Raw genomic sequence first — 13,723 nt, 5'->3', positions numbered from 1 at the left:
AGAATTCAAGAGTACGCGTGACTAAAATAAAATAGATATCGAGTCATGTGAAATAGATGAAGACCCCAGAATGAGAAGGATTCGCTGTGTTTGGTTTGGGTAAAAAGAAAAAAGCTAAGGCGGAGGAAACTTCCGTAGCTGCTACGACCGCACCAGATGATTCTGCGGTGCCAGAGTCACAGAGCGCTTCGAAGCAAGAACAAGAGGTGTCCCGTCCGGGCGCGCCGTCGTCCGAAGATAATCTCGTTTCTTTCGAATTTGACCGCTCTAATGGTCCTTGGGATAGCTCCGAGCAAGATACAGACAAGGGTTACCTAGACTTTGGTTCCATGAAGGTCAAGATGAGCGATGGTCTCAGTATGCGCTTGGACGTGGAGCAGAAGAGTCAGCAGATGGTTGCTGTTACACTCACCAAGGGTAAAGGTAATCTGCAGGTTCAAGCTTTTGCTGCCCCTAAGTCAAGCGGCATCTGGGAGGATATCTCCCGAGAAATTGCTGACTCTGTGCGCCAGCAGGGCGGAACGGTGGAGTACTCCAATGGTCCATTGGGACGCCAGCTCATTTCAAAGCTTCCCGCAAAGACTGCTGATGGACGCCAAGGCTTCCGCGTCGCTCGCTTTGTGGGTGTAGATGGTCCCCGCTGGTTCTTGCGAGGTGTTCTCTCCGGCGAAGCGGCGGTTAAGCCCGAATCAGCGGCAGAGATGGAAGAAATTTTCCGCTCTATCGTGGTAGTACGTGGCGATGATCCTCGCCCTCCGCGAGATCTTCTACCCATGACCGTTCCTGAATCGGTGGTGGAAGCTCAGCAAAACAATCAGCAAAACCAGCAAACGGAATCTGCCGCGGAGTCTTCTAAGAGCCGTCAGGTACCCCGCCGCGGCCCTGAAATCACTGAAATCGGCTAATGGTAGAGCAAGCGCCTAAGCGACTAACCGAGTATCCTTCGCGATTTCGTGCGAGACTTGCCGGGAGAGTTATTCAGGTGACTCTTCCGGCGTCAGGTGCTAATCCGCGGTATGAGGCAGTGGTTGAAGTTGAAAAATCTCGACCCCTTCCGCCGTCGAGCTCCCATCAGTTGACGGGTATTCCTATCGTTGAAGTTCTTGATGATGATGTGGAGCCCGTCGATATCAGTGCAGGTAGCGACGACGATGACGACGAGGATCAGGATTCTGCAGGAAACGACGAGGAGCAGGACGCTTCTGTAGCGTTTCCCCAATATCGTGTGTACACGCCGCGTCCGAAATCTCCACCGCCGTTGTATCCCACCTCTCCGCCTTTGAATCCAGGGGAGCGGGTCACTCTCATCTGGCACGGGCAAAAAGATGTGCCCGGTATCGTGGCGGGTACCTACATTCGGTGTAGTGGTATGCTTACCGTTTCACCAATGCCGGCTCGAATCTATAATCCGCGCTACGAAATTGTTCCTTTGCGCCTCATCCGCCATCGCGGCCACCAAAAATTTCAGAAATCACAAGGTCTCTAATGCCAACAGAAAAGCCCCAGCGCCCGATCGACACCGAATCATCAACTGACCCCAATCTTTCTTCTGCACTATCTCAAGCAGGCACGCGTTTTAAGCGCGGCGAGAATGGGGAAGTTGATGTGATGGATGCCGTCGGCGGGGTTCGCGGTATGGTCGAGGCGTTGCTTCCGGGATTTCTTTTTCTCTGCGTTTTTATTGCTACAGCTAATCTTTACGTTGCGCTGGCGGCAGCAGGTTCTGTGGCGCTGGTCTTTAGCCTTGTACGTCTGGCGCAGCGAGGTTCGCTGGTGCAATCGCTTTCAGGTTTTGTGGGAGTACTCATTTGTGCGTGGTCATCACTGCGCACCGGCGATGCCGCTGACTTCTATCTACCCGGTCTGCTCTTGAACGGTCTGTATGCACTGCTGGTTTTGGTTTCCATCGTGTTCCGCTGGCCGGTGCTGGGATTTTTCTATTCTTTCCTCCGCAACGAATCAGAGACCTGGCGCGCTGAACCGGCGAGACTGAAAGCCTATACCGTGGCTACTTGGGTTATCTTTGCCATGTTTGTCGCACGATTGGCAGTTCAGGTTCCGCTCTACTTCGCAGATAATGTGCCCTTGCTCGGCATCGCTCGCCTCTTCATGGGCATGCCGCTTTATATTGCGCTGTTGTGGCTGACCTGGATGATGACGAGAAAACCCGCTGACGTGGCATCGACCGACCTCAGCTAGGGATCTTTCGCTGATTTAGCTAAACTTCGCTGAATTAACTAAATAGCGCGCGGATGTCTTCTTCGCCCTCGGCGGTGGTGATGAAAAAGAGTTCGTCTTCACCGACGATGGGTTCATCTCCGGTGGGAACGATAGGCTGGGCGTCACGCAAAATAGCGGTGAGAGTTGTAGCTTCTGGCCACTGAATGTTGCTGACGGTATGGCCAATAATGGGGTGGCCCGCAGGAACTGTGTATTCCACCAGCATCGCTCCGCCGGTCTGCAAATCCAACAGGCGCACGACGTCGCCCACTTCCACTGCTTCTTCAACCAGAGAGGTCATCAGGCGCGGTGTTGAAACAGCGACGTCGACACCCCAAGAGTCATCAAAAAGCCATTCGTTTTTAGGGTTATTGACGCGAGCTACCGTGCGAGGTACGCCGAATTCGCTACGGGCGAGCAGGGAAACCACTAGGTTGGATTTGTCGTCGCCGGTAGCGGCAACAATGACATCGCACAGCTCTGGCTTTGCACGGCGTAGTACGGATAGCTCGCAGGCATCTCCGATGACCCACTGAACTCCGGTTATTTCGGTGCGGCCGATTGTTTCTGGTTTTTCATCCAAGATGGTGACCTGGTGTCCGTGGGAGACGAGCTCGCGGGCGATAGATGAACCGACCGAGCCTGCGCCAACGATAAGGACGATCATGGTTAGTTCTCCTGCTCTTCTCGTTCTTCCTCAGTCAGCGGAGGGCTGGCAAGTACGCTTGAAATCTCATTAATATCTTCAATACGCATCATCGCGTGAACCACGTCCCCCTGCTGGTAGGAGCTCTGTGCCGAGGGGAGGATGCCCTCGCCAAAACGGGTGACGTAGGCAATACGGACGCCGGCGGCTTCTTCAATGTCGGTCAGAGCGTGCCCAGCCCATTCATCGTTGAGTTGAAGCTCTGCCAGGATAAGCCGACCAGAAGCTTCACGGAAGTCGCCTGCCATAGCTTGCTCGGGCAGAATACGGCGTAGAACCTGGTCAGTGGACCAGCGCACTGCTGCCACGGTGGGAATACCCAATCGCTGGTAGAATTCTGCACGATTAGGGTCATTAATGCGGGCTACCACATGTGCAACGCGAAAGGTTTCTCGTGCCACACGGGAGGAAATGATGTTCGAGTTATCTCCTGAGGAAACGGCGGCAAACGCATAGGCATCTTCAATTCCGGCACGTTTGAGCGTTTCGCGGTCAAAGCCTACACCGGTGATTTTTTTGCCGCTAAAGTCTTTACGCAGCCTGCGAAAGGCTTGCTCGTTTTGGTCAATGACCGCAACGGTGTGACCAGAATCTTCTAGCGTGTGGGCAAGCATGACGCCGACTCGTCCGGCACCCATAATCACGAAATGTGGCACTGATTTTTCCTCACTTGCAGCGTCAACAACAATGTCGATTCTAGACTACGCGCCTGCAGACGGCGGGAATGGTGTGTTCTCTGTGATTATTGCAGTGTTTGCTAGTTGCGCGCTGTTGTTTATCTTCACAAATGACTACTCTTAGTGGCTGTGAGTAAATTTTGGAGCAGTGTGGCAAACTCGGTGTGGGGAACCCCCGCACACCGTGCAAATATTGAGAGCCTGGGGCTCTCAAAAAGGCGTGCCCTGCCACTTTTGGGCGCAGACGGTATTTCCTCTGTTGCTTATGCTCCCGATGAAATTGTGCTCATGCTTTCTTTTGCTGGCACTGCCGGCTTGGTGTTTTCCCCCTGGGTTGCTTTTGGCATTTCACTCACGCTTCTGATTGTGGTGGGAACTTACCGCTATAACATCTCGCAGATTTCTGAGCGTGGTGATTATATGCTGGTACACAACCGTTTAGGGCCTGTACCTGCGATGATCCAGGGGGCATCTTCAATGGTGGATTATCTGCTGACGGTGGCTGTTTCTATCGCATCGGCCACCACCTACATCATTTCTGTTTTTCCCCAGCTTCAGCCCTATAACCGGGGGATAGCCCTGGGATTGCTCCTGCTCATCACGATATTTTGTCTGCGCGGGTTGCGGTCAATGGGAAGAATTGCCCCTATTCCAACATATTCCTTCCTCGTCCTCCTTGGACTGACGATTACCGCGGGAATTATCCAGCATGCTTCGGGTACTCTGCACAGTGCTACCAGTAGCCACTATCAGGTGATTCCTCAAGGCCATGTGCAGAATTTGGTGACTGGCGTGGGCCTGGCCATGCTGCTTTCCCGAGCGTTCTCCTCGGGTGCAGTCGCAATTACCGGTATCTCAACGGTCAATAACTCAATGCGGTTCTTTGCCTCTCCCAAGAAGCACAACGCCGCCCGTACTCTCATGTATTTGGGTCTGATTTCAGCTGTATTGATGGTAGGAATTACCTATCTGGTGAAGAAGACCGGTGCTGTGGTGGTGCAAGACCCCCAGCGATTCCTCCTGGTCGACGGGCAAAAGGTGGGTGCAGATTTCCACCAAGTACCGTTGCTCTTTCAAATTACCGACGCCGTGTTCCGCGGTGGGTGGATGACAGAGCTGGTTTCTCTGGCAACCGTGGGGATCCTGATGATGGCTGCGGTCACTGCGTTCATTGGATTTCCTCTCCTCACCTCAACTATTGCTGAGCACCAGTACCTCCCCGTTCAACTCAGCGCCCGGTACTCGCGCCGTCTCTTCTCCAACGCCGTCATCATGCTGTCGGTCAGTGCTGCCGTGCTGCTACTGATTTTTGGAACCGACGTGAACGCACTCATCCAGCTGTATATTGTCGGTGCTTTTACCTCGATGTCATTGACTCAGTGCGCTGTTGCCTGGCACCGTTTCCGCACGCTACGCGTTACCCTCGGTCAGATGGAGCGGCGCAAGCTGTTTCGTGACCTAGCTGTAACGGTTCTTGGGCTGATGGTCACCGTGGCTGCGCTGATCGTCGTTTTGTTCACCAAGCTCACCCAGGGAGCCTGGATCACTCTCATACTTATTGCTGCCACCGTAGGACTGATGCTGATGACCCGCAAACACTATGAAACGGTTGATGAAGACCTCAAACTGGGCTCAGACGATGATTCCCTTGCCCGAGCAAGAGTTCTTCCCGCTCGAGTCCACGCTCTTATTTATGTACCGCGGGTGCGTAAGCCCGTTGCGTTAGCAGTTGCCTACGCCCGCGCGTCCCGCCCGTCGAGCATTGAAGCGATTGCAGTCAACGTGGTGGAAGAGCGGACAAAAGCCATGACCACGAAATGGGAGCAGTTGGCTGTTCCCGTACCCCTAACAATTCTTGATTCTCCCTATCGAGACCAGGTCAAGCCTGTGCGGGAGTATGTGCGCCGCCGCGCCGAAACTTCACCTGGAGATGTTACGGTGGTTTATCTGCCCGAGTACGTGGTGAGCCACTGGTGGGAATCGCTGATTCACCGCCGCACCGTTCATCGGATTGCCCATCAGCTACGTCGAGAAAACGGAGTAGTTATTGCTTCGGTTCCCTGGAATATTGGGCGTAGTCATCCGGTGGAAAAGCCTCAGGCATCACCTTCATCCCTAGCTCAGGAACTGTCTCAACAGCCAGATGAGCGTAGAAAGTAGTTTTTAATGAATCATCAGTCCGAAGATCAAATTAACTTTTCCATCGGCGATATTGTGGAGCTTAACCCCGAAAAAGTTGCCCACGGTGGGTCTTTCGTGGCACGAGCCAACGGCAGAGTTTTCTTCGTGCGTCACACCTTGCCCGGCGAAACAGTCCGAGCTGTGATTACGGGCAGCGGACCGAAAAACCGATTCTTTTTTGCAGATACAGTAGAGGTTCTCTCTGCTTCTGCAAACCGACGGCAGCACCCTTGGGCACCTGCCGATGCTCTCCTGGCAGCTCAAGGGAACCGGTTGCCAGTCGGTGGCATGGAATTTGGGCATATTACCCCGTCGGTTCAGCAGGAGCTGAAAGCCGTCGTGATAGCAGAGCAACTCCAACGTTTGGGCGGTATTGCTGCTGACCACCCGCTTCTGGAGCAGTTGACCGTGAAACCCGTGAGTGAAAAAGAGCTAGGTCAGCGCACACGTGTTCATTTTGGTGTAGACGCTCAGAGACATATTGCTATGTATCCGCACCAGTCGAATGAGCCTCAGACTGTGGATGGCTTCCCCCTGGCAGCAGCAGCGCTAGAGAACCTGCACCTGGAACAATTGGAACTTTCTGGTATTTCCCGAGTGGATGCCGCCGTGTCTTCTACCGGGCAGCGTTTTGTGCAATTTACTGTAGGCGCGGAAAATAAACCCGCAGTGGTTGCCGAGAACCTCAAACCTCAGCTTGAACAAATCTGGGGAGATTTCCAAGAACGGCGTATTGCGGTTCGCTTCACGGCGGAACGTATTTCCGGTCGCGGTCGCGGCGTCAGAGCAGCGGATGTTCTCTGGGGTGACCCCGTCTTACAAGAGAACGTTTCGTTCGAAGGCGCGAAATTGAACTTTGAGGTGGACGGTGCGGGGTTCTGGCAAAATCATGCGGCAGCGCCTGCAACCCTCAGTGCATTAGTGCGTGAATTTGCTGATTTGAAGAGCGGAGAAACCGCATTCGATCTCTACGCTGGCGCAGGTCTTCTCACTGGCGTTCTCGCGGATGCAGTGGGGGAGAAGGGGCACGTTCTCTCTGTTGAAGGCTCACCGGTGACCAGCTCAAACGCTGAAAAGAACTTTGCCCGCCAGGGAATCTCCCGCACCGAGCGCTCTTCCAAAACCGTAATCAAAGTGGTGCGTGGCGATGTAGCTAAAGTTCTGCGCAACGTTTCCACTAAACCTGAATACCGTGCATTCGCTCGTCCCGACGTCGTCGTGCTTGATCCTTCTCGTGAAGGTGCCGGGCGTCAAGTTATGGAACAGATTGACCAGCTAGACCCTCGTGCTATCGTCTACGTTGCCTGTGATCCAGCGGCACTGGGGCGCGATACCGGTTACTTGCGAGAGCTGGGCTGGTCTTTGGCTAAGGTTCAAGGGTTGGACATGTATCCCTGTACTCACCACGTTGAAACTATTGCCCGCTTTGAACGCCGCTAAGCCACTTCTGAAAAAGACGTTGTATTTAGTCAGTGTTTTGTTGCGAAAATAGGAATGAGGTATAAGCAGGTACACTGGTGTGTAATAGAGCTTAGTGTCAAACTGTCTCTAACTTCGCCGTTTGCGTCATTGGCTGGCGCAAACGGCGCAAAGTGAGCGGTTTGAAAGAGCTTTACCCCAAAGACCAGTGTCGAGAGGAGTTCACATGACTACTGTGAACAGCTTCGGTTCCAAGGGCGTTTTGAACGTCAAAGGCACCGAGTACGAAATTTTCCGCCTGAATGCGGTCAAGGGATCTGAGAAGCTCCCTTACTCCCTAAAGGTTCTTCTAGAAAACCTGTTGCGCACCGAAGATGGCGCGAACATCACCAAAGATCACATTGAAGCTTTGGCTAACTGGGATCCTCACGCTGAACCCAACACCGAAATTCAGTTCACCCCCGCACGCGTGATTATGCAGGACTTCACCGGTGTTCCCTGCATCGTGGACCTTGCTACCATGCGTGAAGCTGTGAAGGACTTGGGTGGCGATCCCTCCAAGATTAATCCTTTGGCACCTGCTGAACTCGTCATCGACCACTCGGTTCAGATTGATAAGTTCGGCACTGCAGATGCAATTACCCGCAATATGGACATCGAATACGAGCGCAACGGCGAGCGTTACAAGTTCCTTCGCTGGGGTCAGGGCGCCTTTGATGACTTCAAGGTAGTGCCCCCGGGAATGGGTATCGTTCACCAGGTCAATATCGAATACCTGGCTCGCACCGTCATGTCCCGTGAAGTTGACGGAGTCATGCGCGCATACCCCGATACCCTCGTGGGCACCGACTCCCACACCACCATGGTGAACGGTCTCGGCGTTCTCGGCTGGGGCGTTGGCGGTATTGAAGCAGAAGCAGCTATGCTCGGCCAGCCCGTGTCCATGCTGATTCCTCGCGTTGTTGGTTTTAAGCTCACCGGCTCCATTCCTTCGGGCGCTACGGCAACCGACGTCGTTCTCACCATCACCGAAATGCTCCGTAAGCAGGGCGTAGTCGGCAAGTTCGTTGAATTCTACGGCGAGGGCGTCACCCAGGTTCCTCTGGCAAACCGTGCGACCATCGGTAACATGAGCCCCGAATTTGGTTCGACTGCTGCAATCTTCCCGATTGACGACGTCACACTGGACTACCTGCGCCTCACCGGTCGCTCAGAAGAACAGATTGCTCTGGTTGAGCAGTACACCAAGGAACAGGGCCTGTGGCATGATCCTTCAGTTGAGGTTGAATACTCTGAGTACCTCGAACTTGATCTTTCCACCGTGGTGCCTTCTATCGCTGGTCCCAAGCGTCCTCAGGATCGCATTGAGTTGGATTCAGCGAAGAAGCAGTTCCGCAAGGATCTTCCCAATTACGTCGAGCAAACCGATTTAGATTCTGACATCGAAGAGTCCTTCCCTGCATCTGACGCTGTGGGTGGTCCCGGTGCTGAAAGCAATGAAGAGAAGGTAGGGGAGTTCGACAACAACGCCCCCAAGAAGCTCCTCGGCCGCGCGTCCAAGAAGGTCGACGTCAAGATGGAAGACGGCCGCGAGTTCCAGCTCGATCACGGCGCTGTATCCATCGCATCGATTACTTCCTGCACCAACACCTCGAACCCCTCAGTCATGCTTGCCGCAGGTATCCTTGCGCGCAACGCAGCGGCTAAGGGACTCACCGCGCAGCCTTGGGTCAAGACCTCCATTGCTCCCGGTTCTAAGGTAGTTACTGACTACTACGAGAAGGCTGGCTTGCTCCCTGAACTCGAAAAGCTTGGTTTCTATGTAGTGGGCTATGGTTGTGCAACCTGCATCGGTAACTCCGGCCCGCTGGAGCCTGAGATTTCTGAGGCTATCAACGAAAATGACCTGTCAGTAACTGCAGTTCTCTCAGGTAACCGTAACTTTGAGGGTCGAATTTCACCTGACGTTAAGATGAACTACTTGGCTTCACCTCCTCTGGTTATCGCTTATGCGCTGGCTGGCACCATGGACTTCGATTTTGAGAAGGACGCACTGGGCAAGGATCAGGACGGCAACGATGTCTACCTCAAGGACATCTGGCCCGACCCCGCCGAGGTGGAGAAAATCATTGCTTCGGCAGTGGATACCGAGATGTACAACAACGAATACGGAACCATCTTCGATGGCGACGATCGCTGGAAGTCCCTCGATACTCCCACCGGCAATACCTTCGCCTGGGATGCCGATTCCACCTACGTGCGCAAGCCCCCATACTTTGAGGGCATGACCATGGATATCACCCCTGTGGAAGATATCGAAGGCGCTCGCGTTCTGCTCAAGCTGGGCGATTCGGTCACCACCGACCACATTTCACCGGCTGGTTCATTCAAATCTGAAACCCCTGCGGGTCAGTACCTGATTGAACATGGCGTAGAACGTAAGGACTTCAACTCCTACGGTTCACGCCGTGGTAACCACGAGGTCATGATTCGTGGTACCTTCGCGAACATCCGCATTAAGAACCAGTTGCTGGACGGCGTCGAGGGTGGTTTCACCCGCGACTTCACCCGCGATGGTGAACAGTCCACTGTCTACGATGCTTCTCAGAACTACCAGGCTGCTGGTATTCCTCTGGTTGTATTGGGCGGTAAGGAATACGGCACCGGATCATCTCGTGACTGGGCTGCTAAGGGCACCACCTTGCTGGGCGTCAAGGCAGTTATTGCTGAGTCCTTCGAGCGCATCCACCGTTCAAACCTGATTGGCATGGGCGTTGTGCCTCTGCAGTTCCCCGAGGGCGAGTCTCACGAGTCATTGGGTCTGACCGGTACCGAGACTTACTCCATCACCGGCCTGACCGAGCTGAATGAGGGCAAGACTCCTAAGACCGTAAAGGTTACTGCAACCGCTGAAGATGGCTCCACCACCGAATTCGATGCTGTAGTACGCATCGATACCCCAGGTGAAGCTGACTACTACCGCAACGGCGGTATTCTCCAGTACGTTTTGCGTAACCTGGTTCGTGATTCCAAGTAATTCTATAAACTCCCGCCTGAATGTCTGATAATTCAGCAAAAAATGAGGTCTCCCTATACGGGGGACCTCATTTTTTTGAATGAAGACTACAGTCCCTCATGGGTAAGTCAGTTCACATTCCTAAAATATATGTGCTACAGTTCACAAAAAGTAATTTGTTCAACAATGACGTCAGCGCCTAAGCGCACGATTTCTCTTAATGAGGTAGCACATGGCTTTTGCGATTGATTGGGTCAACGGCATTATTTGGTCGCCTGTTCTCGTATATCTATGTCTCATCGTTGGTGTTTTTTTCACCATCCGAACGAGACTATTGCAAATTCGAAAAATCCCTACAATGATTCGAAGCACCTTCAAAGGTGACTCCACTGCTGAAGGTGTTTCATCTTTCCAGGCTTTGGCAATGTCGCTTGCGGGTCGAGTCGGTACAGGCAACATAGCTGGTGTTGCCACAGCAATTGCTTTTGGCGGACCAGGTGCGGTTTTCTGGATGTGGACGGTTGCTTTCCTCGGTTCCTCTACATCATTCGTAGAATCTACCTTGGGTCAAATTTACAAAGAAAAAGATAAGCTCACCGGTGAGTTTCGCGGCGGTCCAGCTTATTACTTTGAAAAAGCTTACAAGCACACCAAATATTCTGGACTCTTCAAGGTCTATGCATCCATCTTTGCGTTTGCGACTGTTCTGGCTTGCGGTATTTTCCTGCCAGGTGTACAGGCAAACGGTATAGCGACCGGACTGCAAGGAGCATGGCCTTCCATTCACCCCTGGATGGCTGCTGTTGCCGTTACTATTTGTTTGGCATTCATCGTTGTTGGTGGTGTGAAGAGAATCGCAAACTTTGCAGCTGTTGTTGTTCCCGTCATGGCCGTGCTGTACATTATCGGCGCCATCATTGTTGCATTCGTCAACATCGATCAAATTGTTCCTGTATTTAGCCTCATATTCTCCTCAGCATTTGGTACTCACGCGGCTTTTGGCGCAATTCTTGGTACTGCTATTGAATGGGGAGTCAAGCGCGGAATCTATTCGAATGAAGCTGGTCAGGGCACAGGTCCTCACGCCGCGGCAGCAGCTGAAGTGAAACATCCTGCCTCACAAGGTTTTGTTCAAGCGATGGCTGTATACATTGATACCCTCTTCGTGTGTACCGCTACTGCTTTCCTCATCATCTCCACGGGGATGTACCGTGTCTACTCAGGAGGGAGCGAAGACAGCCCGGTTCTAGCTGAAGGAAGTGGAAATCTGCCAGACACTGCAGTGGTTGGTCCAGCTTTTGCCCAAAATGCATTTGATACAGTGTTTAGTGGTTTCGGCCCCATGTTTATTGCAATTTCTTTGGTCTTCTTCGCATTCACCACCATCATCGCTTACTACTACATGGCTGAAACCAACCTTCGCTACCTCACCCGCAATTTTAAAAACCTCGAAATTCAGCGAGCAGCTATTCGTGGCCTTCAATTTGTGATTCTGGTTGCAACTGTAATGGGTTGTGTTAACAGTGCAGGTTCAGCATGGGCTTTGGGCGATATTGGTGTAGGGCTCATGGCATGGCTGAATATTATAGGCATCCTCTTTTTGAGGAGACCTGCTTTAGCGGCATTGCGTGATTATGAAGAACAGCAAAAGCAAGGTTTGGAGCCTACCTTCAATCCAGAGGCTCTGGAAATATACAATGCTGATTTTTGGCAGATCCGTCACGATACTGGAATGATGCAGCAGGTAAAAAAGAACTAAAATCCTGATCTAATCGGCCCCCTTCAACGGAAGGGGGCCGATTCTATATTGAGTCCCAGATTGTCTTCCACTTGTCACCTAAAGTCTGAATGGTCTCATGAGCGTTGAGACCTGAGGGCTGGGGAGTCACCCATAATTCGATATCCTGAGGCCAATCATCCATCTCCGATGTATCCTGGTGACCCAGCTTAGCTTTATTATTTGAAAACGCCGTGCGGTAGGCGGTAATACCAATGATGGCAACGGCGCGAGGCTTTAGCTCTTCAGCAAGACGGATAATGCGCTGGCGCGATTCCTTGAGCTCTTCTGCCGTCAACTGGTCGGCACGAGCAGTTGCCCTCGGTACCAGATTAGTGATGGCGATTCCCGCATCGATCAGGCGTTGTTCATCTTCATCGCTGAGACCGGTCGAAGCATCTACTTTAGGACTCAAAATACCGGCGACGTCGAGCGAGGGCCAAAACCTATTACCCGGGTGGGCAAAGGGTGCGTTGACTGCCGCGGTCCATAGACCAGGGTTTATGCCAACCATCAACAACTTCACCGGATAGGGATTTTCCCCGGTAGGCAAACGGTCGGTGATTTCATCGTTTTCGAAGTGATGCAGTTCCTCTTTATGCGGGCGACGCCCCTGCAAAGGGGAAGGATGTAGTTTACTCATACTCCTATTGTGACCGCTGGTCTTTCGATGATTCTTCCATTGGGACTCAGAGCTAAATTCTTGTCAAGCAAAGTAATACTGTTAAAATGACTTCATGCCCCACGAACCCATCTGGACCCCGACTTCACCCAACACGGTGATTCAAGGAGATAACCTCAATGTGCTGCGTGAACTTCCGGATGAGTCTTTTCAGCTAATTTATATTGACCCGCCTTTCAACACGGGGAAGGTGCAAAAACGCCAGTCTCTGAAGACGGTGCGCTCGCAGGAGGGCACTCGCGTGGGGTACAAAGGGCAAACTTACGAGACGATCCGTGGAAAAATTACTAGCTACGACGATTCGTTTGAAGATTTTTGGGAATTTTTAGAGCCCAGGTTAGAAGAAGCGTGGCGGTTGCTGAAGTCTTCGGGAACCCTCTACCTGCATTTGGATTACCGCGAAGTTCACTATGCCAAGGTTCTTCTCGATGCCCTCTTTGGCAGAGAGTGCTTTCTCAACGAGATTATTTGGGCTTACGATTACGGGGCTCGTTCGAAGAAGCGTTGGCCTACTAAACATGACAATATTTTGGTCTATGTGAAAGACCCCAAAGGCTACTATTTCAACAATACTGAGGTTGACCGTGAGCCTTATATGGCGCCGGGCCTGGTTACTCCAGAAAAAGTAGCCTTAGGAAAGCTACCCACCGACGTCTGGTGGCATACGATAGTTTCTCCGAGCGGACGAGAAAAAACGGGATATCCTACTCAAAAACCCCTGGGCGTATTGCGGCGCATCATCCAGGCGAGTTCTACCGAAGGCGACTGGGTGTTGGATTTCTTTGGCGGCAGCGGCACTACCGGTGATGCCGCCCGCCAGCTGGGCAGAAAATTCTTACTCATTGATAAGAACAAGCAGGCATTTGACACGATGAAAACCCGCTTTACGCGCGTTATCGACGCCGAAGAAGAATCTCAGCAGATTCAGTTCGCCAAGTTTAGAAAGCGCCCTGTTCGCCTGATTGAAGGCTGATAATTCGAAAGTTATTCCCTGGGACGGGTAAAGTTGAGACAGCGGAACCATCAGGGTACTGAGATGAGATAC

The 13,723-nt window shown here is 52.5% G+C and carries 11 protein-coding genes; 8 read left to right on the top strand and 3 right to left on the bottom strand.

The genetic code is table 11. The features are described from left to right. The first annotated feature begins 86 nt into the window (after positions 1-86). Genes A7E48_RS10335 through A7E48_RS10325 form a run of 3 tightly spaced genes read left to right on the top strand, consistent with a single transcriptional unit; the run spans position 87 to position 2,199 of the window. Complete coding sequence (locus A7E48_RS10335; protein ID WP_068173079.1) at positions 87-905, top strand: DUF3710 domain-containing protein; 819 nt, start codon at positions 87-89, stop codon at positions 903-905. Further along, the gene (locus tag A7E48_RS10330) at positions 905-1,486 is read left to right on the top strand and encodes a hypothetical protein (RefSeq protein WP_068173078.1); all 582 of its coding nucleotides are present in this window, start codon (positions 905-907) and stop codon (positions 1,484-1,486) included. Before A7E48_RS10335 ends, A7E48_RS10330 begins: the two co-directional genes overlap by 1 nt. Beyond that, complete coding sequence (locus tag A7E48_RS10325) at positions 1,486-2,199, top strand: DUF3159 domain-containing protein (protein ID WP_068173077.1); 714 nt, start codon at positions 1,486-1,488, stop codon at positions 2,197-2,199. Before A7E48_RS10330 ends, A7E48_RS10325 begins: the two co-directional genes overlap by 1 nt. Positions 2,200-2,233: 34 nt before the next feature. Here A7E48_RS10325 and A7E48_RS10320 read toward each other — a convergent pair whose 3' ends face one another. Then, positions 2,234-2,887: a TrkA family potassium uptake protein gene (locus tag A7E48_RS10320; RefSeq protein WP_068173074.1), complete on the bottom strand. Its 654-nt coding sequence runs from the start codon at positions 2,885-2,887 to the stop codon at positions 2,234-2,236. A gap of 2 nt (positions 2,888-2,889) precedes the next feature. Continuing rightward, on the bottom strand, positions 2,890-3,582 hold the full coding sequence (locus A7E48_RS10315; protein WP_068173070.1) for a TrkA family potassium uptake protein: 693 nt from the start codon (positions 3,580-3,582) through the stop codon (positions 2,890-2,892). Positions 3,583-3,753: 171 nt separating this feature from the next. On the opposite strand from A7E48_RS10315, the gene A7E48_RS10310 reads away from it, so the two are divergent. From A7E48_RS10310 to A7E48_RS10295, 4 genes are all read left to right on the top strand, one after another. Continuing rightward, the gene (locus A7E48_RS10310) at positions 3,754-5,763 is read left to right on the top strand and encodes an APC family permease (protein ID WP_068173069.1); all 2,010 of its coding nucleotides are present in this window, start codon (positions 3,754-3,756) and stop codon (positions 5,761-5,763) included. Positions 5,764-5,769: 6 nt separating this feature from the next. Continuing rightward, positions 5,770-7,224: a class I SAM-dependent RNA methyltransferase gene (locus A7E48_RS10305; protein ID WP_068173068.1), complete on the top strand. Its 1,455-nt coding sequence runs from the start codon at positions 5,770-5,772 to the stop codon at positions 7,222-7,224. Between the two features lie 205 nt (positions 7,225-7,429). After that, on the top strand, positions 7,430-10,240 hold the full coding sequence (locus A7E48_RS10300) for an aconitate hydratase (RefSeq protein WP_068173067.1): 2,811 nt from the start codon (positions 7,430-7,432) through the stop codon (positions 10,238-10,240). Between the two features lie 211 nt (positions 10,241-10,451). Beyond that, positions 10,452-11,978, top strand: coding sequence for a sodium:alanine symporter family protein (locus A7E48_RS10295; protein WP_068173066.1), 1,527 nt, complete (start codon positions 10,452-10,454; stop codon positions 11,976-11,978). Between the two features lie 43 nt (positions 11,979-12,021). Here A7E48_RS10295 and A7E48_RS10290 read toward each other — a convergent pair whose 3' ends face one another. After that, positions 12,022-12,639 carry a mismatch-specific DNA-glycosylase gene (locus tag A7E48_RS10290; RefSeq protein WP_068173065.1) on the bottom strand — a complete coding sequence of 206 codons (618 nt, stop codon included), beginning with the start codon at positions 12,637-12,639 and terminating at the stop codon, positions 12,022-12,024. 94 nt (positions 12,640-12,733) lie between these two features. On the opposite strand from A7E48_RS10290, the gene A7E48_RS10285 reads away from it, so the two are divergent. Beyond that, on the top strand, positions 12,734-13,651 hold the full coding sequence (locus tag A7E48_RS10285; protein WP_083147376.1) for a site-specific DNA-methyltransferase: 918 nt from the start codon (positions 12,734-12,736) through the stop codon (positions 13,649-13,651). Positions 13,652-13,723: the final 72 nt, after the last annotated feature.

The sequence above is a fragment of the Rothia sp. ND6WE1A genome, assembly GCF_001683935.1.
Taxonomy (GTDB): Bacteria; Actinomycetota; Actinomycetes; order Actinomycetales; family Micrococcaceae; genus Rothia; species Rothia amarae.
This window is presented reverse-complemented; position numbering and strand designations above follow the sequence as displayed.